18 protein-coding genes are annotated in these 20,565 nt (G+C 70.4%); all 18 read left to right on the top strand.

Annotated features, from left to right (window positions below):
• Positions 1-40: 40 nt before the first annotated feature.
• Entirely contained in the window at positions 41-1,165 is a 1,125-nt protein-coding gene (locus tag HNR28_RS10445; protein ID WP_151025584.1) for a YncE family protein, read from the top strand.
• A 10-nt stretch (positions 1,166-1,175) separates the two neighbouring features.
• Positions 1,176-2,375 carry an isochorismate synthase gene (locus HNR28_RS10440; protein ID WP_184142840.1) on the top strand — a complete coding sequence of 400 codons (1,200 nt, stop codon included), beginning with the start codon at positions 1,176-1,178 and terminating at the stop codon, positions 2,373-2,375.
• 19 nt (positions 2,376-2,394) lie between these two features.
• Positions 2,395-3,051 (top strand): isochorismatase family protein, encoded by a 657-nt coding sequence (locus HNR28_RS10435; protein WP_151024744.1) that lies wholly within the window; start codon positions 2,395-2,397, stop codon positions 3,049-3,051.
• Positions 3,052-3,370: 319 nt separating this feature from the next.
• A complete protein-coding gene (locus tag HNR28_RS10430; protein WP_151024745.1) occupies positions 3,371-8,110 on the top strand; it encodes a glutamate synthase-related protein in 4,740 nt (1,579 codons plus the stop codon).
• A 14-nt stretch (positions 8,111-8,124) separates the two neighbouring features.
• On the top strand, positions 8,125-9,588 hold the full coding sequence (locus HNR28_RS10425) for a glutamate synthase subunit beta (protein ID WP_043678861.1): 1,464 nt from the start codon (positions 8,125-8,127) through the stop codon (positions 9,586-9,588).
• A gap of 165 nt (positions 9,589-9,753) precedes the next feature.
• Positions 9,754-10,575 (top strand): ABC transporter ATP-binding protein, encoded by an 822-nt coding sequence (locus HNR28_RS10420; protein WP_043678864.1) that lies wholly within the window; start codon positions 9,754-9,756, stop codon positions 10,573-10,575.
• A complete protein-coding gene (gene mlaE / locus HNR28_RS10415; protein ID WP_043678867.1) occupies positions 10,572-11,360 on the top strand; it encodes a lipid asymmetry maintenance ABC transporter permease subunit MlaE in 789 nt (262 codons plus the stop codon). The genes HNR28_RS10420 and mlaE overlap by 4 nt, the downstream gene beginning before the upstream one ends.
• 39 nt (positions 11,361-11,399) lie before the next feature.
• Entirely contained in the window at positions 11,400-11,927 is a 528-nt protein-coding gene (mlaD, locus tag HNR28_RS10410) for an outer membrane lipid asymmetry maintenance protein MlaD (RefSeq protein WP_151024746.1), read from the top strand.
• A 157-nt stretch (positions 11,928-12,084) separates the two neighbouring features.
• Positions 12,085-12,924: an MlaA family lipoprotein gene (locus tag HNR28_RS10405; protein WP_151024747.1), complete on the top strand. Its 840-nt coding sequence runs from the start codon at positions 12,085-12,087 to the stop codon at positions 12,922-12,924.
• A gap of 79 nt (positions 12,925-13,003) precedes the next feature.
• On the top strand, positions 13,004-13,651 hold the full coding sequence (locus tag HNR28_RS10400) for an MlaC/ttg2D family ABC transporter substrate-binding protein (RefSeq protein ID WP_151024748.1): 648 nt from the start codon (positions 13,004-13,006) through the stop codon (positions 13,649-13,651).
• A gap of 253 nt (positions 13,652-13,904) precedes the next feature.
• Positions 13,905-14,696 carry an ABC transporter ATP-binding protein gene (locus HNR28_RS10395; protein WP_043678873.1) on the top strand — a complete coding sequence of 264 codons (792 nt, stop codon included), beginning with the start codon at positions 13,905-13,907 and terminating at the stop codon, positions 14,694-14,696.
• 29 nt (positions 14,697-14,725) lie between these two features.
• The gene (locus HNR28_RS10390) at positions 14,726-15,484 is read left to right on the top strand and encodes an ABC transporter permease (protein WP_052356006.1); all 759 of its coding nucleotides are present in this window, start codon (positions 14,726-14,728) and stop codon (positions 15,482-15,484) included.
• A 3-nt stretch (positions 15,485-15,487) separates the two neighbouring features.
• Positions 15,488-15,739, top strand: a complete 252-nt coding sequence (locus HNR28_RS10385) for a BolA family protein (protein ID WP_043678875.1) — start codon at positions 15,488-15,490, stop codon at positions 15,737-15,739.
• Positions 15,732-16,985 carry a UDP-N-acetylglucosamine 1-carboxyvinyltransferase gene (gene murA / locus HNR28_RS10380; RefSeq protein ID WP_043678877.1) on the top strand — a complete coding sequence of 418 codons (1,254 nt, stop codon included), beginning with the start codon at positions 15,732-15,734 and terminating at the stop codon, positions 16,983-16,985. Before HNR28_RS10385 ends, murA begins: the two co-directional genes overlap by 8 nt.
• Before the next feature lie 30 nt (positions 16,986-17,015).
• Positions 17,016-17,681 (top strand): ATP phosphoribosyltransferase, encoded by a 666-nt coding sequence (gene hisG, locus HNR28_RS10375; protein ID WP_151024749.1) that lies wholly within the window; start codon positions 17,016-17,018, stop codon positions 17,679-17,681.
• Between the two features lie 163 nt (positions 17,682-17,844).
• Positions 17,845-19,152: a histidinol dehydrogenase gene (gene hisD / locus HNR28_RS10370; protein WP_151024750.1), complete on the top strand. Its 1,308-nt coding sequence runs from the start codon at positions 17,845-17,847 to the stop codon at positions 19,150-19,152.
• 62 nt (positions 19,153-19,214) lie between these two features.
• Complete coding sequence (hisB, locus tag HNR28_RS10365; protein WP_043678886.1) at positions 19,215-19,802, top strand: imidazoleglycerol-phosphate dehydratase HisB; 588 nt, start codon at positions 19,215-19,217, stop codon at positions 19,800-19,802.
• A gap of 73 nt (positions 19,803-19,875) precedes the next feature.
• Positions 19,876-20,520, top strand: coding sequence for an imidazole glycerol phosphate synthase subunit HisH (hisH, locus tag HNR28_RS10360; RefSeq protein ID WP_043678889.1), 645 nt, complete (start codon positions 19,876-19,878; stop codon positions 20,518-20,520).
• Positions 20,521-20,565 lie beyond the last annotated feature (45 nt).

Below are 20,565 nucleotides of genomic sequence, written 5' to 3'. Positions count from 1 at the left end.
TCTTCCATTTCCGCCCCTTTCGATCGCACGAGGAACCCGCATGAACCCGTCCCCCTTCTCCCACCCGGCGCTGCGGCGCGGCGTCCGCGTCCTGCTCGCCGGCACCGCGCTGGCCCTGGCCGCCGGCTGCGCGGCCACCGGTCCGGCCGCGCCGCATGCCGCGATGGTTCCCTCGGCGGCCGTGCCGACCTGGTCCGTCACGGCCCGGTCGGCCGACCTGCCCCCGGGCGTCTACCAGAGCGCCTACAGCGCGCGCACCCAGCGGCTGTATGCGACCTCGGCCGTCGGCCGCCCGCCGGTGAAGGAATCGCGCCTGCTCGCCATCGATCCGGTCAGCCTGCGCGTGGTCGCCTCCGTCGTCCCCGCCCTGCAGGACGGCCGCACGGACGGCCAGGTGCAGGCCGTCTACGGCCTGACGGTGGACGACGTCCGCAGCCAGATCTGGACCACGAACACCCGCAGCGGCTCGGTCGCCGTCTACCGGCAGGCGGACCTGTCCCTGGTCAAGCAGTTCCCCGACGACGCCACGCCGCACGCGCGCGACGTGCTGGTCGACGACGCGCACCACCGCGCCTACGTCTCCTCGCCCGCCTCCAACCTGATCCACGTGTTCGACAGCGCCACGCTGCAGCCGCTGCCGGGCATCACGCTCACCGGCGCCGGCGAAGCGCCCAAGCCCATGAGCCTGGCGCTGGACGCCGGGCACCAGCGCCTGTACGCCGTCAGCCTGAACACGGCCGAGGTCTTCGCCATCGACACGGCCACGGGCCGCCAGGCCGCGCGCTACGCCGTGCCCGGCGTCCAGGGCGCCTCGGGCATCGCGGTCGACAGCCAGACGCAGCGCATCTACGTGGCGGCCCAGAAATCCGGCGACCTGACGGTGCTGGACGCCCGCGACGGCCGGGTCCTGCAGCACCTGGCGACCGGCTCCGGCGCCCTGAACGTCGCCTTCGATCCGGTCCACCGCCTGGCCTACGTCGCCAACCGCGGCGCGGGCACCGTCACCGTCGTGGACGAGCACGGCACCATCCAGGCCCAGGTGAACACCGGCTCCGCGCCGAACCACATCGCGCTGGACCCGCAGGGCACCGCCTGGGTGACGGTGAAGAAGAGCAAGGACGACCCGCGCGGCGATCGCCTCGTGCGCATCGAAGCCCGCCGCTGAGCCGCGGATCATGGACATGCTCGCCCGCACGCCCGCCGATCCGCGCACCGGCGCCCTGGCCGGCTTCCGGCCGGGCGACAGCCTGTTCACCACGCACGACCGGGGGTTTTTCGCCCGCGGCTGCCTGCTGCAGGCCGCCCCGCGCGAGGACGTGGCCGGCTGCGGCGCCCGCCTGCTCGCGCAGGCGGCCGAACTGCGCGCCGCGGCGGGTGCGCCCGCGCCGGACGCCGCCGAGGACGGCGCGCGTCCCCTGCTGCTGGGCCTGCTGCCTTACGATCCGGCCGGCCCGGCGCCGGCCCGGCTGCGCGTGCCGCGGACGCTGCGGCGCATCGCCGCGCCGGACGGGCCGCCGGCCGCGCGGCGCGGCGCCATCCGCGGGCGCCGCGAACACCCCGACCAGGCCGGCTACGAGCGCGGCGTGCGCGCGGCGCTGGAACGCCTGGGCCGGGGCGACGGCCTGCGCAAGCTGGTGCTGTCCCGCACCCTGGAGCTGGAACTGGACCGGCCCCTGGACCTGCCCGAGGTCCTGGCGCGGCTGTGGCGGGCCAGCCCGCACGGCCACACCTACGCGCTGCCCGTGTCGGAGAACGGGCAGGATTATTTCCTCGGCGCCAGCCCGGAACTGCTGGTGCGCCGGGACGGCCGCCGGGTGCGCGTACATCCCCTGGCGGGCACGGCCGCGCGCCATCCCGACGCCGCCGAGGACGCCCGCATCGCCCGGGCGCTGCTGGACTCGCCCAAGGACCGGCTGGAGCACGCCGTCGTGGTCGAGGCCATCGAGGCCGCGCTGCGGCCGCTGTGCCGCACGCTGGACGTGCCCGCGCAGCCGGGCCTGACCTCGACCGCGCGGCTCTGGCACCTGGGCACCCCGATCGAAGGCGAACTGGCCGATCCCGCCATCAGCGCCCTGGACCTGGCCATCGCCCTGCATCCCACCCCGGCCGTCTGCGGCCTGCCCACGGCGGACGCCCGGCGCGCCATCGCCGCGCTGGAACCCTTCGAGCGCGGCTACTTCGCCGGCGCCGTCGGCTGGTGCGACGCCGCCGGCGACGGCGCCTGGGCGGTCGCCATCCGCTGCGCCCATGCCAGCGGGCGCCGGCTCACCCTGTCGGCCGGCGCGGGCATCGTCCCCGGCTCGGTCCCCGAACTCGAATATCTCGAAACCGGCAACAAGCTGCGCACCGTCCTGGACGCACTGGGGCTCCTTTGAACTCCCCGAGCTTGGCTTCATGACCATCCCCTCCCTGCCTTCCTACGCCATGCCCCGCGCCCCCGTGCGCAACCGCGTGGACTGGCGCCCCGAGGCGCGCCGCGCCGCCCTGCTGATCCACGACATGCAGGACTATTTCCTGAGCAAGTACGACGTGACGCAGGCGCCGATCCCCGACCTGATCACCGCCATCGTCCACCTGCGCGACCGCTGCCGCGACCTCGGCATCCCGGTGTTCTACACCGCCCAGCCGCCGGTGCAGCCCGAGGCCGACCGCGCGCTGCTGAACGACTTCTGGGGGCCGGGCCTGACCGCGCCGGAACACCAGGCGGGCGCGCGCATCGTCGCGGCCCTGAGCCCGCGCCCGGGGGACACCGTGCTGACCAAGTGGCGCTACAGCGCCTTCCAGCGCTCCGACCTGCGGGACCGCCTGCGCGCGCTGGGCCGCGACCAGCTCATCATCACCGGCGTCTACGCCCACATCGGCTGCCTGGCCACCGCGCTGGAAGCCTTCATGCAGGACGTCCAGCCGTTCCTGGCAATCGACGCCTGCGCCGACTTCAGCGCGGAAGACCACCAGATGGCCGTCACCCACGTCGCGCGCCGCTGCGGCGTGAGCCTGACCCTGGACCAGATCCTCGACGCCCTGGCGCAGGGCGCGCCGCGGGACAGGTAAAACCGCAATTCGCCAGGCACAGGCCAGTCCGCCGGGACTGGCCTGTGTCCGGTCTCATCCCCCAAGGGGGCGGCCCGACGGCAAAAAAATCCTCGGCCTTTCCATCGGGATTTTCCCTGAAGCTGAAAAACAGCTGTCGAGGACAATGTCTATATTTCATGTGATTTGATATGTCCCTATATATTAGGCATCCAATGAGCCCTATTCATAAATAGGGACACATCAACAAAAAATCCTATTGTCACCAAGGACTTGGGGCGGTAATTTCCTCCTTCCGCCGTTCGGAACGGCGTCCGTATTCCGCCTCGCGAGTCCTGCCATGACCCACCCCGCCTCCTGTCCCCCCGGCCTGCCGGCCGCCCAGGGTCTATACCGCCCCGAACAAGAACACGACGCCTGCGGCGTCGGCTTCGTCGCCCACATCAAGGGCCACAAGAGCCACTCCGTCATCCAGCAGGCCCTCAAGATCCTGGAAAACCTGGACCACCGGGGCGCCGTCGGCGCCGACGAACTGATGGGCGACGGCGCGGGCATCCTGATCCAGATCCCCGACCAGCTCTACCGCGAGGAAATGGCCGCGCAGGGCGTGACCCTGCCGCCGCCCGACGACTACGGCGTCGCCATGGTCTTCCTGCCCAAGGAAACCGCCTCGCGCCTGGCCTGCGAACGCGAGCTGGAGCGCGCCGTGCGCGACGAGGGCCAGGTGGTGCTCGGCTGGCGCGACGTGCCCGTCGACCGCGACATGAGGATGTCGCCCGCCGTGCGGGCCTGCGAACCCGTCATCCGCCAGCTCTTCATCGGCCGCGGGCACGACATCATGGTGCCCGACGCGCTGGAGCGCAAACTCTACGTCATCCGCAAGACCGCCAGCCACGCCATCCAGCGCATGCAGCTCGCGCACGGCCAGGAATACTTCGTGCCCTCGATCTCGGTGCGCACCGTGGTCTACAAGGGCCTGCTGCTGGCCAACCAGGTCGGCCTGTACTACCGCGACCTGGGCGACACGCGCGCCGTCTCGGCCCTGGCGCTGGTGCACCAGCGCTTCTCCACCAACACCTTCCCCGCCTGGCCGCTCGCGCACCCCTACCGCATGATCGCCCACAACGGCGAGATCAACACCGTCAAGGGCAACTTCAACTGGCTGCGCGCCCGCGAAGGCGCCATGCGCTCGGCCGTGCTGGGCGAGGACCTGAGCAAGCTCTACCCCATCGTCTACGAAGGCCAGTCCGACACCGCCACCTTCGACAACTGCCTGGAACTGCTGGTCATGTCGGGCTATTCCCTGGCCCACGCCATGATGATCATGATCCCGGAGGCCTGGGAGCAGCACGCCGACATGGACGAGTCGCGGCGCGCCTTCTACGAATACCACGCCGCCCTGATGGAGCCCTGGGACGGCCCGGCCGCCGTGGCCTTCACCGACGGGCGCCAGATCGGCGCCACGCTGGACCGCAACGGCCTGCGCCCGGCGCGCTACCTGATCACCGACGACAACATGGTGATCCTGGCCTCCGAGGCCGGCACGCTGCCGATCCCGGAACACCGCATCGTCAAGAAATGGCGCCTGCAGCCCGGCCGCATGCTGCTGATCGACCTGCAGCAGGGCCGCATCATCGAGGACGGGGAGATCAAGTCGCAGCTGGCCAACGCGCATCCCTACCCGCAGTGGATCGAGCGCCTGCGCCTGAAGCTCGACGCCCTGCCGCCCCTGAAGGCCGACGACCTGCCCGAGCCGTCCGCCAGCCTGCTGGACCGCCAGCAGGCCTTCGGCTGGACCCAGGAGGACTTCAAGTTCATCCTGGAGCCGATGGCGAAGAACGGCGAGGAGGCCATCGGCTCCATGGGCAACGACGCGCCGCTGACCGTGCTGTCGGACCGCCCCAAGCCCTTCTACAACTATTTCCGCCAGATGTTCGCCCAGGTGACCAACCCGCCGATCGACCCGATCCGCGAGCAGATGGTCATGTCGCTGGTGTCCTTCATCGGCCCCAAGCCCAACCTGCTGGACATCAACAACGTCAATCCGCCGCTGCGCCTGGAAATCAGCCAGCCGGTGCTGGACCGGGCCGCCATGGCCCAGCTGCGCCACATCAGCCGCCAGACGGGCGACAAGTTCCGCTGCTGCGAGCTGGACATCGTCTACCCGGTGGCCTGGGGCCCCGAGGGCATCGAGGCCTGCCTGGCCTCGCTGTGCGCCACCGCCGCCGACGCGGTGCTGAGCGGCGACAACATCCTGCTGCTCAGCGACCGCCGCGTGGACGCCGAGCACGTCGCGATCCCCGCACTGCTGGCCACCTCGGCCATCCACCAGCACCTGATCCGCGCCGGCCTGCGCACCCGCACCGGCCTGATCGTGGAGACCGGCTCGGCGCGCGAGACGCACCATTTCGCGCTGCTGGGCGGCTACGGCGCCGAGGCCGTGCACCCCTGGCTGGCGCTGGAGACCCTCGCCGCGGGCGTGGGCCCCCATGCCGAGCCCGGTTCCCCGACGGCGCTCACCGATCCCGCCAAGGCCACCGAGAACTACATCAAGGCGATCGGCAAGGGGCTGAAGAAGGTCATGTCCAAGATGGGCATCTCGACCTACATGTCCTACACCGGCGCGCAGATCTTCGAGGCGGTGGGCCTGCACAGCAGCCTGGTGAAGAAATACTTCACCGGCACGCCCAGCAACATCGAGGGCATCGACATCTTCCAGGTGGCCGAGGAAGCCCTGCGCACCCACCAGGCGGCCTTCAGCGCCGATCCGGTGCTGGCCAACGCGCTGGACGAGGGCGGCGACTACGCCTTCCGCATCCGCGGCGAACAGCACCTGTGGACGCCGGACTCGATCGCCAAGCTGCAGCACGCCACGCGCGCCAACAATTATTCGACCTTCAAGGAATACGCCCAGCTCATCAACGACCAGTCGCGCCGCCACATGACGCTGCGCGGCCTGTTCGAGTTCCGCGTCGATCCGGCCAAGGCCATCCCGCTGTCGGAAGTCGAGCCCGCCAAGGAAATCGTCAAGCGCTTCGCCACCGGCGCCATGTCGCTGGGCTCGATTTCCACCGAGGCGCACGCCACCCTGGCCGTGGCCATGAACCGCATCGGCGGCAAGTCCAACACCGGCGAGGGCGGCGAGGACGCGCTGCGCTACCGCGCCGAGATGCGCGCGGGCAAGCCGACGGTGAGGAAGGGCGACACCATCGCCTCCGTCCTGGGGCCGGACCGCATCGTCGCCGACATCCCGCTGGCCGCGGGCGACTCGCTGCGCTCGCGCATCAAGCAGGTGGCCTCGGGGCGCTTCGGCGTCACCGCTGAATACCTGTGCAGCGCCGACCAGATCCAGATCAAGATGGCCCAGGGCGCCAAGCCCGGCGAGGGCGGCCAGCTCCCGGGCCACAAGGTCACGGACTACATCGCGCAGCTGCGCTATTCGGTGCCGGGCGTGGGCCTGATCTCGCCCCCGCCGCACCACGACATCTATTCGATCGAGGATCTGGCCCAGCTGATCCACGACCTGAAGAACGTCAACGAGCGCGCCTCGATCTCGGTGAAGCTGGTGGCGGAAGTGGGCGTGGGCACGGTGGCCACCGGCGTGGCCAAGGCCAAGGCCGATCACGTGGTCATCGCCGGCCACGACGGCGGCACGGGCGCCTCGCCCGTGTCCTCGATCAAGCACGCCGGCATCCCCTGGGAGCTGGGCCTGGCCGAGACGCAGCAGACCCTGGTGCTGAACCGCTTGCGCAGCCGCATCCGCGTGCAGGCCGACGGCCAGATGAAGACCGGCCGCGACGTGGCCATCGCCGCCATGCTGGGGGCCGACGAGGTCGGCTTCGCCACGGCGCCGCTGATCGTCGAAGGCTGCGTCATGATGCGCAAGTGCCACCTGAACACCTGCCCGACGGGAGTCGCCACCCAGGATCCGGAACTGCGCAAGAAGTTCAGCGGCAAGCCCGAATACGTCGTCAATTATTTCTTCTTCGTGGCCGAGGAAGTGCGCGAGATCATGGCGCAGCTGGGCATCCGCACCTTCGACGAGCTGATCGGCCGCGCCGACCTGCTCGACATGCGCAAGGGCATCGAGCACTGGAAGGCGCGCGGGCTGGACTTCGGCCGCATCTTCCACCAGGTGCCCACCGAGGACCCGGTGCACCACACGGACGCCCAGGACCACGGCCTGGCGCACGCGCTGGACCACCAGCTGATCGAGCGCAGCAAGGCGGCGCTGGAACGCGGGGAAAAGGTCTCCTTCATCACCCCGGTGCGCAACCGCAACCGCACCATCGGCGCGATGCTGTCGGGCGAGGTGGCGCGCCGCTACGGCCACGAAGGCCTGCCCGACGACACCATCCACATCCAGTGCAACGGCGCGGCCGGCCAGAGCTTCGGCGCCTTCCTGGCCCACGGCGTGACCCTGGACCTGGTGGGCGAGGCCAACGACTACGTCGGCAAGGGCCTGTCGGGCGGCCGCCTGATCCTGCGCTCGCCCAACGACTTCCGCGGCTTCGGCCCGGACCACATCATCGCCGGCAACACGGTGCTGTACGGCGCCACCGGCGGCGAGGCCTATTTCAACGGCGTGGCCGGCGAGCGCTTCGCGGTGCGCAATTCGGGCGCCGCGGCCGTGGTGGAAGGCACGGGCGACCACGGCTGCGAATACATGACGGGCGGCACCGTGGTGGTGCTGGGCGAGACGGGCCGCAACTTCGCGGCCGGCATGTCCGGCGGCATCGCCTACGTCTGGGATCCGGAGCAGGTCTTCGCGCGCCGCTGCAACACCGGCATGGTGCGCCTGGACCCGATGGAGACCGACGAGGCCCAGCGGCAGGCCGGCGAGCCGCAGTTCTGGCACAGCCTGGAGCGCAGCGGCGCGCGCGAGACCGACGAGGCGATCGTGCGCCGCCTGGTGGAAAACCATTTCCGCCACACCGGCAGCTTCCGCGCCCGGGAAATCCTGGATGACTGGAACCAGGCGCGCCGCGCCTTCGTCAAGGTCACTCCGATCGAATACCGCCGCGCCCTGGGCGAACTGTGGCAGGCGGCCCAGACCCAGACCCAGGCCCAGGCCGCCTGAAGGAACATCGCATCATGGGAAAAATCACTGGTTTCATGGAATTCGCGCGGGTCAAGCCGGCCTACGAGGCACCGGAATCCCGCCTGCGCCACTGGAAGGAATTCGTCTCGCCGCTGACCGAGGAGCAGGCCCGCATCCAGGGCGCGCGCTGCATGGACTGCGGAGTGCCGTTCTGCACCCACGGCTGCCCGGTCAACAACATCATTCCGGACTGGAACGACCTGGTCTACCGCCAGGACTGGAAGCGCGCGCTCGACGTGCTGCTGTCGACCAACAACTTCCCGGAGTTCACCGGCCGCATCTGCCCCGCGCCCTGCGAGGCGGCCTGTACGCTGAACCTGAACGACACGGCGGTCGGCATCAAGTCGATCGAGCACACCATCATCGAACGCGGCTGGCAGGAAGGCTGGGTGGTGCCGCAGCCGCCCGCCCGCAAGACCGGCAAGCGCGTCGCCATCGTGGGCTCGGGGCCGGCCGGCCTGGCCTGCGCGCAGCAGCTGGCGCGCGCCGGGCACAGCGTGTCGGTCTATGAAAAGAGCAACCGCATCGGCGGGCTGCTGCGCTACGGGATCCCGGACTTCAAGCTGGAAAAGTCGCACATCGACCGGCGCCTGGCGCAGATGGAGGCCGAAGGGGTGGAGTTCCTTCCCTCGACCTACGTGGGCCGCCCGGAACACGCGGAAGACGGCCTGACGGTAGTGACGCCCGAGGAACTGCTGGCGCAGCACGACGCGGTGGTGCTGGCGGGCGGCTCGGAGCAGCCGCGCGACCTGCCGGTGCCGGGCCGCGAGCTGCGCGGCGTGCATTTCGCCATGGATTTCCTGCGCCAGCAGAACAAGATCAACCACGGCGACCGCATCGCCAAGCCGATCAATGCCAAGGGCAAGCACGTGGTGGTGATCGGCGGCGGTGACACGGGGTCGGACTGCGTGGGGACGAGCAACCGCCAGGGCGCGGCCTCGGTGACGCAATTCGAGCTGATGTTCCGCCCGCCGGAGGAAGAGGACAAGCTGCTGACCTGGCCCTACTGGCCGATCCGCCTGCGCACCTCGTCCTCGCACGAGGAAGGCTGCCAGCGCGACTGGGCGGTGGGCACCCAGGCCTTCGAGGGCAAGGGCGGCAAGGTGGAAAAGCTGGTCGCGACGCGCCTGGAGTGGCTGAAGGACAAGGCCACGGGCCAGATGAAGATGCGCGAGGTGAAGGATTCGCGCTTCGAGATCCAGGCCGACCTGGTGCTGCTGGCGATGGGCTTCGTGTCGCCGGTGCGCTCGGTGCTGGACGCGTTCGGGGTGGACGCGGACGGGCGCGGCAATGCGCGGGCGAACACGGACGACTACTGCAGCTCCCGGGCGAAGGTGTTCGCCGCCGGGGACATGCGGCGCGGGCAGTCGCTGGTGGTGTGGGCGATCCGCGAAGGGCGGCAGTGCGCGCGCTCGGTAGACGAGTACCTGATGGGGGCGTCGGTCCTGCCGCGTTGAGGCGCCGCCCCCGCCGGGACGGACCCGCGAAGGGCGGACCCGCGGGGCGCGGGCGTGCCGTGACGGACTTGCGGAGGGACGGACGAACCTGCCGGGACGCCGGGAGATGTGCGCGGCGGCAAGCCGGGTACAATCCATACGACAGACAGGCGTCCGCCCCTTCCCATGACCGACACCCCCTCCGATCCCCTTGTCACCTTCGATGACGTCTCGCTCGGCTACGGCGAGTTCACCGTGCTGCGCGGCATCGACCTGCGGGCCATGCGGGGCCAGGTGGTGGCCATGATGGGCGGCTCGGGCTCGGGCAAGACCACGCTGCTGCGGGCCATGACCGGCCAGCTGCGGGCGCAGGCCGGGCGGATCCGCGTGTTCGGCCAGGACATGGCCAGCCTGGAAGGCGAGCCGCTGCGCGCCGTGCGCCAGCGCATGGGCGTGCTGTTCCAGAGCGGCGCCCTGTTCACCGACCTGAACGTCTTCGAGAACGTGGCCTTCCCGCTGCGCGAGCACACCCGCATCTCCGAGCAGCAGATCCTGGAACGGGTGCTGGACAAGCTCCAGGCCGTCGGCCTGCGGCACGCCGCGCATCTGCGGATCTCGGAAATCTCCGGCGGCATGGCGCGGCGCGTGGCCCTGGCGCGCGCCATCGTGCTGGAACCCGAACTCATCCTCTACGACGAGCCCTTCGCCGGGCTGGATCCGATTTCCCTGGGGATCACGGCGCAGCTGATCCGCAGCCTGACGGACCAGCTCGACTGCGCCTCGATCCTGATCACGCACGACGTCGCCAAATCCTTCGCGATCGTGGACCGGGTCTACCTCATCGGCCAGGGCCGGCTGATCGCCCAGGGCACGCCGGCGGAACTGTCGGCCTCGCAGGACGAATACCTGCAGCAGTTCCTGGAAGGCCGGCCCGACGGCCCGATCGGCTTCCACTATCCCCTGACGCCGGCCTTTGAACGCTGGTTCGCCGCCCGGAGGGGTTCATGAGCGTTCTCGCAAGCCGCATCGCCGCGCTGGGGCATGGCTTCATGACCATGATCACCGGCCTGGGCGCCTTCGCCCGCCTGTTCGCGGCCATCCTGGCGCGCAGCGGCGTGGTGCTGCGCCGCCCGCGCCTGACCGCCCAGCAGGTCCATTTCATCGGCAACCATTCCCTGCTGATCATCGGCGTCTCGGGCCTGTTCGTGGGCTTCGTGCTCGGCCTGCAGGGCTACTACACGCTGAACCGCTACGGCTCGGAAGAAGCCCTGGGCCTGCTGGTGGCCCTGTCGCTGACGCGCGAACTGGGGCCGGTGGTCACGGCGCTGCTGTTCGCCGGGCGGGCCGGCACGTCGCTGACGGCCGAGATCGGCCTGATGAAGGCCGGCGAGCAGATCGCCGCCATGGAAGTCATGGCCGTGGACCCGATCCGCCGGGTCCTGGCGCCGCGCTTCTGGGGCGGGGTGATCGCCATGCCGGTCCTGGCGGCGGTCTTTTCCATGGTCGGCATCCTGGGCGGCTGGTTCGTGGGCGTGATGCTGATCGGCATCGATCCGGGCGCCTTCTGGTCGCAGATGCAGGACGGGGTGGACGTCATCGACGACGTGCTCAACGGCGTCATCAAGAGCCTGGTCTTCGGCGTCGTCGTGACCCTGATCGCCCTCTACCAGGGCTGGACGGCGCGCGCCACCCCCGAAGGCGTCTCGCGCGCCACCACCCGTACCGTGGTCAGCGGCGCGCTGGCGGTGCTGGGGCTGGATTTCCTGCTGACGGCGCTGATGTTCGCCCACTAGAACCCGTTGTTCGCCAACCGAAACCTGCGGAACGAATTCATGACACGCGAAAAAACCGATTTCTGGGTAGGCCTGTTCATCCTGCTGGGCCTGGTCGCCCTGGCGTTCCTGGCGCTGCGCGCCGGCAACATGAGCTCCTTTTCCTTCGCCCCCACCTACCAGGTGCACGCCCATTTCGACAACGTCGGCGGGCTGAAGGTCCGCGCGCCGGTGAAGAGCAGCGGCGTGGTGGTCGGGCGGGTCGCGCAGATCGGCTTCGACAACCAGCGCTTCCAGGCCACGGTCACGCTGTCGCTGGAACAGCCCTACGCCTTCCCCAAGGACTCCTCGGCCTCGATCCTGACCTCGGGCCTGCTGGGCGAGCAGTACATCGGCCTGACCCCGGGGGGCGACGACCAGAACCTGGCCGACGGCGGCACGATCGAATTCACCCAGTCCGCGGTGGTGCTGGAGGACCTGATCAGCAAGTTCCTGTACAGCTCGGCCGAAAAGGAAGGCTCGGCGGCGAAAGGCCCGGCGGCCGGCCCGGACGCCGCAGGCGCGGCCGCGCCCGCCCCCGCCCGTTGACCGGCTTCCTTTACACTTACAATACGCATTTACACACCCTACGCGGCATCCGTACGCGGCGCTTTCGCACCGTACCGTTGCGCATCCGTTCCGCATCACGCCGAAAAACCCCGCGGCACGTCCACGCCGCCCCGATCCCGATTCCACGAGACACGACATGAACCCCTCCGCCCCGACGCCGGCCGCGCCCCACTTCCGCCGTCCGACGGCCCGCGCGGGTCTGGCCCTGGCGGCGGCCGCCCTGATGGCCGGCTGCGCCCAGGTGCCCAATCCCTCGCCCAACGACCCCTGGGAATCCTACAACCGCGGCATGTACCGCTTCAACGACACCGTGGACCGCGCCGTGCTCAAGCCCATCGCCACGGGCTACGAGACCGTCACCCCGCGGCCGGTGCGCACCTGCATCCACAACATCTTCGGCAACCTGGCCGACGTGTGGTCGGGCGTCAACAGCCTGCTGCAGGGGCGCGGCCGCGATTTCGTGGACACGTTCGGCCGGGTGCTGTTCAATTCCACCGCGGGCCTGGGCGGCTGCATCGACGTCGCTTCGATGCACGGAGCGCGCAGGATCCCCAACGACCTCGGCATGACGCTGGGCGTCTGGGGCCTGGGCCAGGGGCCGTACTTCGTGATGCCTTTCCTCGGCCCCAGCACGGTGCGCGACAGCGCGGCCTTCGCCGCGTCCCTGGCTTCGCCGGTCTCGCCCACCAGCGCGGTGTTCGCCATCGACAACGTGCCGGTGCGCAATTCGCTGCTGGGCCTGTACATCGTGGACACGCGCGCCAGCCTGCTGGAAGCCGACCGCCTGGTGGACCAGATCGCGCTCGACAAGTACAGCTTCATCCGCGACGCCTACCTGCAGCGCCGCAAGGCCATGCTGGACAGCCGCCAGCAGGGCAGCCGCGCCTCCACCGAGGAGTCCCTGGAACACGTGCCGGCACCCGCCGACCAGGGCCTGCCGGTCTACGAGGATCCGGACGCAACACCCGCGCAATGAAACCGCTCGCCCGGGGCCGCGTCCGGCCCGGGCACCGAACCGTCCGCCCCGCCCGGGCGGACGCCACACGGAGACGACGATGAATTTTCCTTCTTTCCTGCACGTCCTGCGCCGGGCGGGCGGCCTGTGCCTGCTGGGCGCCGCGCTGGTCCTGTCCGCCGCATCCGCCGGCGCGGCCGAGCGCATCCCCGACCCCAAGGCCGCGCCGAACGACTTCCTCGAAGCCGTGGCGAACAACATGCTGGACGCGGTGAAGGCCGACCCGCAGGCGCTGCGCGGCGAGCCGACCCACATCGCGGCCCTGGTGCGCCGCTACGCGCTGCCGTACGTGGACATGAACAAGACCACCCGCCTGGCGGCCGGACGCTACTGGCGCCAGGCCTCGGCGGCCCAGCAGCAGTCGCTGGTGCAGGCGTTCACGGGAACGCTGATCCGCACCTACAGCGGGGCGTTCACGCGGGTGACCGCGGGCACGACGATCTCGGTGCTGCCGTTCCGCGGCGACCCGAAGGCCGACGACGCGGTGGTGCGCACGACGATCTCACAGCCGAACAGCCCGGCGATCGGGGTGGACTACCGGCTGGAACGCACGGACGCGGGCTGGAAGGTCTACGACCTGAACGTCGAAGGCATCTGGCTGATCCAGAACTACCGCAACCAGTTCGCCGCCGAAATCGGCAGCAACGGGATCGACGGGCTGATCAAGGCGCTGAACGCGAAGCAGTGACGCGGCTCTCCTCCCCTCCCGCCCCCCTCCGCGAACTGCAAATCCGGTCCCGGGAGCGGCGTGGGAGGCGGGGCAAGCGCGTGAGGCGCCGGCGGCTTCCGAAGGGAAAGTGGGGGAATTCGGCGGGCACTGTCTGAGGCCGCAGGCCGAGTTTGCCCGCCGCCCACCCGGACGAGGAAGGGCCGGGCAGTCCTATCCCCCCGACCGCTTATAATGTCCGATGGCGCCCACTTCAGTGGCGCATCGCCCGCTCATGCCCGCTCTCGATCTGCAACACGTCTCCAAAATCTACGCCCCGCGCCAGCGATCCTGGCGCGACCGCCTGAGCGGCCGCCCCGCGCCCGAGGGCTTCCAGGCCCTGCGCGACGTCAGCCTGACGGTCGAGCACGGCGAATTCTTCGGCCTGCTGGGCCCCAACGGCGCAGGCAAGACCTCGCTGATCTCCATCCTGGCCGGGCTGTCCCGCGCCACCGAGGGCAGCGCGCGGGTCTGCGGCTACGACGTGGTGAGCGACTTCCGCCGCGCGCGCCAGTCGCTGGGCGTCGTGCCCCAGGAAATCGTCTACGACCCCTTCTTCACCGTGCGCGAGACGCTGCGGCTGCAGTCGGGGTATTTCGGCCTGCGCGACAACGACGACTGGATCGACGAGATCCTGGACAACCTGGGGCTGCTGGACAAGGCCGAGGCCAACATGCGCGAGCTCTCGGGCGGGATGAAGCGCCGCGTGCTGGTGGCGCAGGCCCTGGTGCACCGCCCGCCCGTGATCATCCTGGACGAGCCCACCGCCGGGGTGGACGTGGACCTGCGGCGCACGCTGTGGGACTTCATCACGCGCCTGAACCAGGCCGGCCACACGATCCTGCTCACCACCCACTACCTGGAAGAAGCCGAATCCCTGTGCGGGCGCGTGGCGATGCTGAAATCCGGCCAGATCGTGGCGCTGGACACCACTCAGGCCCTGATGGCGCGGGTCGGCGGCGCCGACCTGGAAGACGCCTTCGTGCGCATCATGCACGACGATTCCGTGCTGGAGGCCGAGCTGTGATCCGCCCCGTCTCCCAGGCCCGCCCCGAGATGGGCTCGGGCTTCCCGACCCTGCTGCACAAGGAGCTGATGCGCTTCTGGAAGGTCGGCCTGCAGACCATCGCCGCCCCGGTGGTGACGGCGCTGCTGTACCTGCTGATCTTCTCCCACGTGCTGGAGGACCGCGTGCAGGTGTACGGCACGATCTCCTACACCGCCTTCCTCATCCCCGGGCTGATGATGATGAGCATGCTGCAGAACAGCTTCGCCAATCCGTCCTCGTCCCTGATCCAGAGCCGCATCACCGGCAACCTGATCTTCGTGCTGCTGCCGCCCTTCTCCCACCGCCAGATCTTCGCCGCCTACATCCTGGCGGCGGTGGCGCGCGGCCTGTCCGTGGGCGCCTGTGTCTGGCTGGTGGCGCTGTTCTTCGTGCGCCTGCCGGTCGCGGCGCCGCTGTGGCTGCTGGCCTTCGCGGTGCTGTCCTGCTGGATCCTGGGCGTGCTGGGGCTGGTCGCGGGCCTCTGGTCGGAAAAATTCGACCAGCTGGCGGCCTTCCAGAACTTCCTGATCGTGCCCGCCACCTTCCTGTCGGGCGTGTTCTACTCGATCCACAGCCTGCCGCCCTTCTGGCAGGCCGTCTCGCGCTGGAATCCGGTGTTCTACATGATCGACGGCTTCCGCTACGGATTCTTCGCGGCGTCCGACGTTTCCCCCTGGCGCGGCCTGGCCATCGTGCTGGCCGTCGCCGTGGCCCTGAGCCTGTTCGCCCTGCGCCTGCTGGCGCGCGGCTACAAACTACGGAGCTGACCCATGTCTCCCACCCCCGACCACGTCCGCCAGTACATCGCCGACAACCTCCCCTGCGAGCACCTCGAAGTCTACGGCGACGGCGCCCACTTCGAGGCCCTGATCGTCAGCCCCGTCTTCGAGGGCAAGCGCACGCTGGCGCGCCACCAGGCGGTCTACCAGGCGCTGGGCGAACGCATGCGCGCGGAAATCCACGCCCTGTCGATGCGCACCCTCACGCCCGCCGAATACGAGGCCGCCAAGAGCAATGGATAAGCTGCTGATCCAGGGCGGCCGCCCGCTGCGGGGCGAAGTCTCCATCTCGGGCGCCAAGAACGCCGCCCTGCCGATCCTCTGCGCATCGCTGCTGACCGCCGAGCCGCTGGAACTGGACAACGTCCCGGTGCTGCGCGACATCGGCACCACCCTGACCCTGCTGCAGCGCATGGGCGTGCGCGCGGAGCGCGGCGACGAGACCCGCGTCACCCTCCAGGCCGACCAGGTGTCCAGCCAGGAGGCCCCCTACGAGCTGGTCAAGACCATGCGGGCGTCCATCCTGGTGCTGGGGCCGCTGGTGGCGCGCTTCGGCCGCGCGCGGGTCAGCCTGCCGGGCGGCTGCGCCATCGGCCAGCGGCCGGTGGACCAGCACATCAAGGGCCTGGCCGCCATGGGCGCGCGCATCCGCATCGAGCACGGCTTCGTCGTGGCCGAGGCCGAACGCCTGCGCGGCGCCAGCATCCTGACCGACATGGTCACCGTGACGGGCACGGAAAACCTGCTGATGGCCGCCGCCCTGGCCGAAGGCCGCACCGTGCTGGAAAACGCCGCCTGCGAGCCGGAAGTCGTCGATCTGGCGAAAGTCCTGATCGCCATGGGCGCGCACATCGAGGGCCACGGCACCGACCGCATCGTCATCGAAGGCGTGGAACGCCTGCACGGCGCCGTCCACCGCATCGTGCCCGACCGCATCGAGGCCGGCACCTTCCTGTGCGCCGTGGCGGCCACGGGCGGCGACATCACCCTGCGCCACGCGGCGCCCGAGACGCTGGGCGCGGTGCTGGACAAGCTGCGCGACGCCGGACTGGAACTCACCACCGGGCCGGACTGGATCCGCGCCCGCATGGCCGGCCGGCCGCGCGCGACGGGCTTCCGCACCAGCGAATACCCGGGCTTCCCGACCGACATGCAGGCCCAGCTGATGGCCCTGAACACCCTGGCCGAAGGCACCGCCGTCATCACCGAGAACATCTTCGAGAACCGCTACATGCACGTGCAGGAGCTGGGCCGCATGGGCGCGGACATCGAGATCGACGGCCACACCGCCGTGGTCCAGGGCGTCGAGCAGCTGCTCGGGGCCACCGTCATGGCCACCGACCTGCGCGCCTCGGCCAGCCTGGTGATCGCCGGCCTGGCCGCGCGGGGCCAGACGACGGTGGAACGCATCTACCACCTGGACCGCGGCTACGAGCGCATGGAACGCAAGCTCCAGGCGCTGGGCGCGGACATCCAGCGCATCCAATAAGCACCCAATCAATTAGGCGACAGGCTCCACATGGCCCTTCCCCCCCTCACCCTGGCCCTGTCCAAAGGCCGCATCTTTGAAGAGACCCTGCCGCTGCTGGCCGCCGCCGGCGTGGGCGTGCCGGAAAACCCGGAATCCTCGCGCAAGCTGATCCTGCCCACCGACTCGGACGCGCTGCGCATCATCATCGTGCGCGCCTCGGACGTGCCCACCTACGTCCAGTACGGCGCGGCCGACTTCGGCATCGCCGGCAAGGACGTGCTGCACGAGCACATGGCGCAGCACCCCGGCGGGCTGTACCAGCCCATCGACCTGAACATCGCCCGCTGCCGCCTGTGCGTGGCCGCGCCCGAAGGCTTCGACTACCAGGCCGCCGTGCGCCAGGGCTCGCGCCTGCGCATCGCCACCAAGTACGTGCGCGCCGCGCGCGAGCACTTCGCCGCCAAGGGCGTGCACGTGGACATCATCAAGCTCTACGGCTCGATGGAGCTGGCTCCGCTGGTGGGCCTGGCCGACGCCATCGTGGACCTGGTGTCCTCGGGCGGCACGCTGCGCGCCAACCGCCTGGTCGAGGTCGAGGAAATCCGCCAGATCTCCTCGCGCCTGATCGTCAACCAGGCCGCGCTCAAGATGAAGGGCGAGCGCCTGCAGCCCTTCCTGGACGCCTTCGGCCGGGCCTCGGCCGCGATGGCCTGAAGGCCGCCGGGGCCCGCGCCACCGCCGCCCGCGGCCGCCGCCCGCTCGGACGGCGGGAATTCCGGCTAAGATAGACCCGTCGCGGCCGCCGCGAACGGCCCGCGCGCGGCGCGGCCGCGCGCCGCCCCGCTTTCCGCCCCCCGATTCCGACCCGATTTCCATCATGTCCCTGATTCACCGCCTGGATGCCCGTTCCCCCGAGTTCGACGCGGCCCTGACCCGGCTGCTGGCCTACGACGCGTCCCAGGACGAGGCCATCGAGACCGCCGTGCGCGACATCCTGCACGACGTGCGCACGCGCGGCGACGCGGCCATCCTGGACTACACGGCGCGCTTCGACCACGTCCGGGCCGATCGCCTGGAGGCGCTGGAAATCCCCCGCGCCGACTGGCAGGCGGCCCTGGACGGCCTGCCCGCCGACCAGCGCGCGGCGCTGGAAGCCGCCGCCGACCGCGTGCGCCGCTACCACGAGCACCAGCGCGCCGAGACCTGGACCTACACCGAACCCGACGGCACGGTGCTGGGCCAGCAGGTCACCCCGCTGGACCGCGTCGGCCTGTACGTGCCGGGCGGCAAGGCCGCCTACCCGTCCTCGGTGCTGATGAACGCCATCCCGGCCAAGGTCGCCGGCGTGCCCGAACTCATCATGGTCACGCCCACGCCCGGCGGCGCGCGCAACCCCATGGTGCTGGCCGCCGCCGCCCTGGGCGGGGCGGACCGCGTGTTCGCCATCGGCGGGGCCCAGGCCGTGGGCGGCCTGGCCTACGGCACGCGCACGCTGCCCGCCGTGGACAAGATCGTCGGGCCGGGCAACGCCTACGTCGCGGCGGCCAAGCGCCGCGTGTTCGGCACGGTGGGCATCGACATGATCGCCGGCCCCTCCGAAATCCTGATCGTGGCCGACGGCTCCACGCCGGCCGAATGGCTCGCCATCGACCTGTTCTCCCAGGCCGAGCACGACGAACTGGCCCAGGCCATCCTGCTGTGCCCGGACGGCGGCTACCTGGACGCCGTCCAGGCCGCCATCGAACGCCTGCTGCCGGCCCAGCCGCGCGCCGACATCCTGCGCGTCAGCCTGGCCAACCGCGGCGCCCTGATCCGCACCGGCAGCCTCGAACAGGCCTGTGACATCGTCAACCGCATCGCGCCGGAACACCTGGAGCTCTCCGTGCGCGATCCGCAGGCCCTGCTGCCCCTGGTGCGCCACGCCGGCGCGATCTTCCTCGGGGCCTACAGCTCCGAATCCCTGGGCGACTACTGCGCCGGGCCGAACCACGTCCTGCCCACCGCGCGCACCGCGCGCTTCTCCTCGCCGCTGGGCGTGTATGATTTCCAGAAGCGCAGCAGCCTGATCCAGGTCTCGCAGGCCGGCGCCCAGACCCTGGGCCGCATCGCCGCCACCCTGGCCACGGGCGAGGGCCTGCACGCCCACGCCGCCAGCGCCTCGCTGCGCCTGGATCCCCAGCCCTGAATCCGCCCGCGCGGCCCCGGCGGGGCCGCGCGCCTCCACTCCGAAAGACCCGCCCTTCGCCCATGCGCACCGCCACCATCGAACGCAACACCCAGGAAACCCGCATCCGCGTCAGCCTCAATCTGGACGGCACCGGTACGCGCACGCTGAACACCGGCGTGCCCTTCCTGGACCACATGCTGGACCAGATCGCCCGCCACGGCCTGTTCGACCTGGACATCCACTGTGATGGCGACACCCACATCGACGACCACCACAGCGTCGAGGACGTCGGCATCACCCTGGGCCAGGCCTTCGCCGCCGCCGCGGGCGACAAGGCCGGCCTGCGCCGCTACGGCCACGCCTACGTGCCGCTGGACGAATCCCTGTCGCGCGTGGTGGTGGACCTGTCCGGCCGCCCCGGCCTGTTCTATCACGTGGACTACGCCCGGGCGCGCATCGGCGCGTTCGACGTCGACCTGGCGCGCGAATTCTTCCAGGGCTTCGTCAACCACGCCCTGGCGACCGTGCACATCGACAACCTGCGCGGGGAAAACGCCCACCACCAGTGCGAGACCATCTTCAAGGCCTTCGGCCGGGCGCTGCGCATGGCCACCGAGGTCGATCCGCGCGCCGGCGGCGCCATCCCCTCGACCAAGGGCTCGCTGTAGGGCGCGCCGCAGCCCCGCTCCCGGCACCACAGACCCGTCGCAGACTCATAGACCGTCCCAGGACTCCCGCATCGTGACCCGCATCGCCATCGTCGACTACGGCATGGGCAACTTCCATTCCGTCGCCCGCGCCCTGCAAGCCGCCGCCCCCGACCACGACATCCGCATCGCGCGCGACGCCGGGGCGATCCACGCCGCCGACCGCGTCGTGTTCCCCGGCCAGGGCGCCATGCCCGACTGCATGCGCACGCTGGACACCTCCGGCCTGCGCGAGGCGGTGCTGCGGGCCGCGCGCGAAAAGCCGCTGCTGGGCGTGTGCGTGGGCGAGCAGATGCTGTTCGAGGCGAGCGACGAGGGCGACACCCCCGGCCTGGGCCTGTTCGCCGGGCGCGTGCGCCGCTTCCAGGGGCCGGCCTTCGATCACGCCGTCGACGGCGGCGCGCGGCTGAAAGTCCCCCACATGGGCTGGAACGCCGTCACCCAGACCCGCGCCCACCCGCTCTGGGAAGGCATCGCCCAGGACACGCCGTTCTACTTCGTCCACAGCTACTACGCCGAACCCGCCGACCCGGCGCTCACGGCCGGCATCAGCCACCACGGCCTGCCGTTCTGCTGCGCCATTGCAGACGGCAATATTTTTGCCGTACAGTTCCACCCAGAAAAGAGCGCAGCTCCCGGGCTGCGGATGTACCGCAACTTCACCCGCTGGCAGCCCTGACACCCGGCTCCCGGCACGCCCTCTCCTTTCAGCACCGACCACGAC

The sequence above is a fragment of the Castellaniella defragrans genome (genome assembly GCF_014203015.1).
Lineage (GTDB): Bacteria > Pseudomonadota > Gammaproteobacteria > Burkholderiales > Burkholderiaceae_B > Castellaniella > Castellaniella defragrans.
This window is presented reverse-complemented; position numbering and strand designations above follow the sequence as displayed.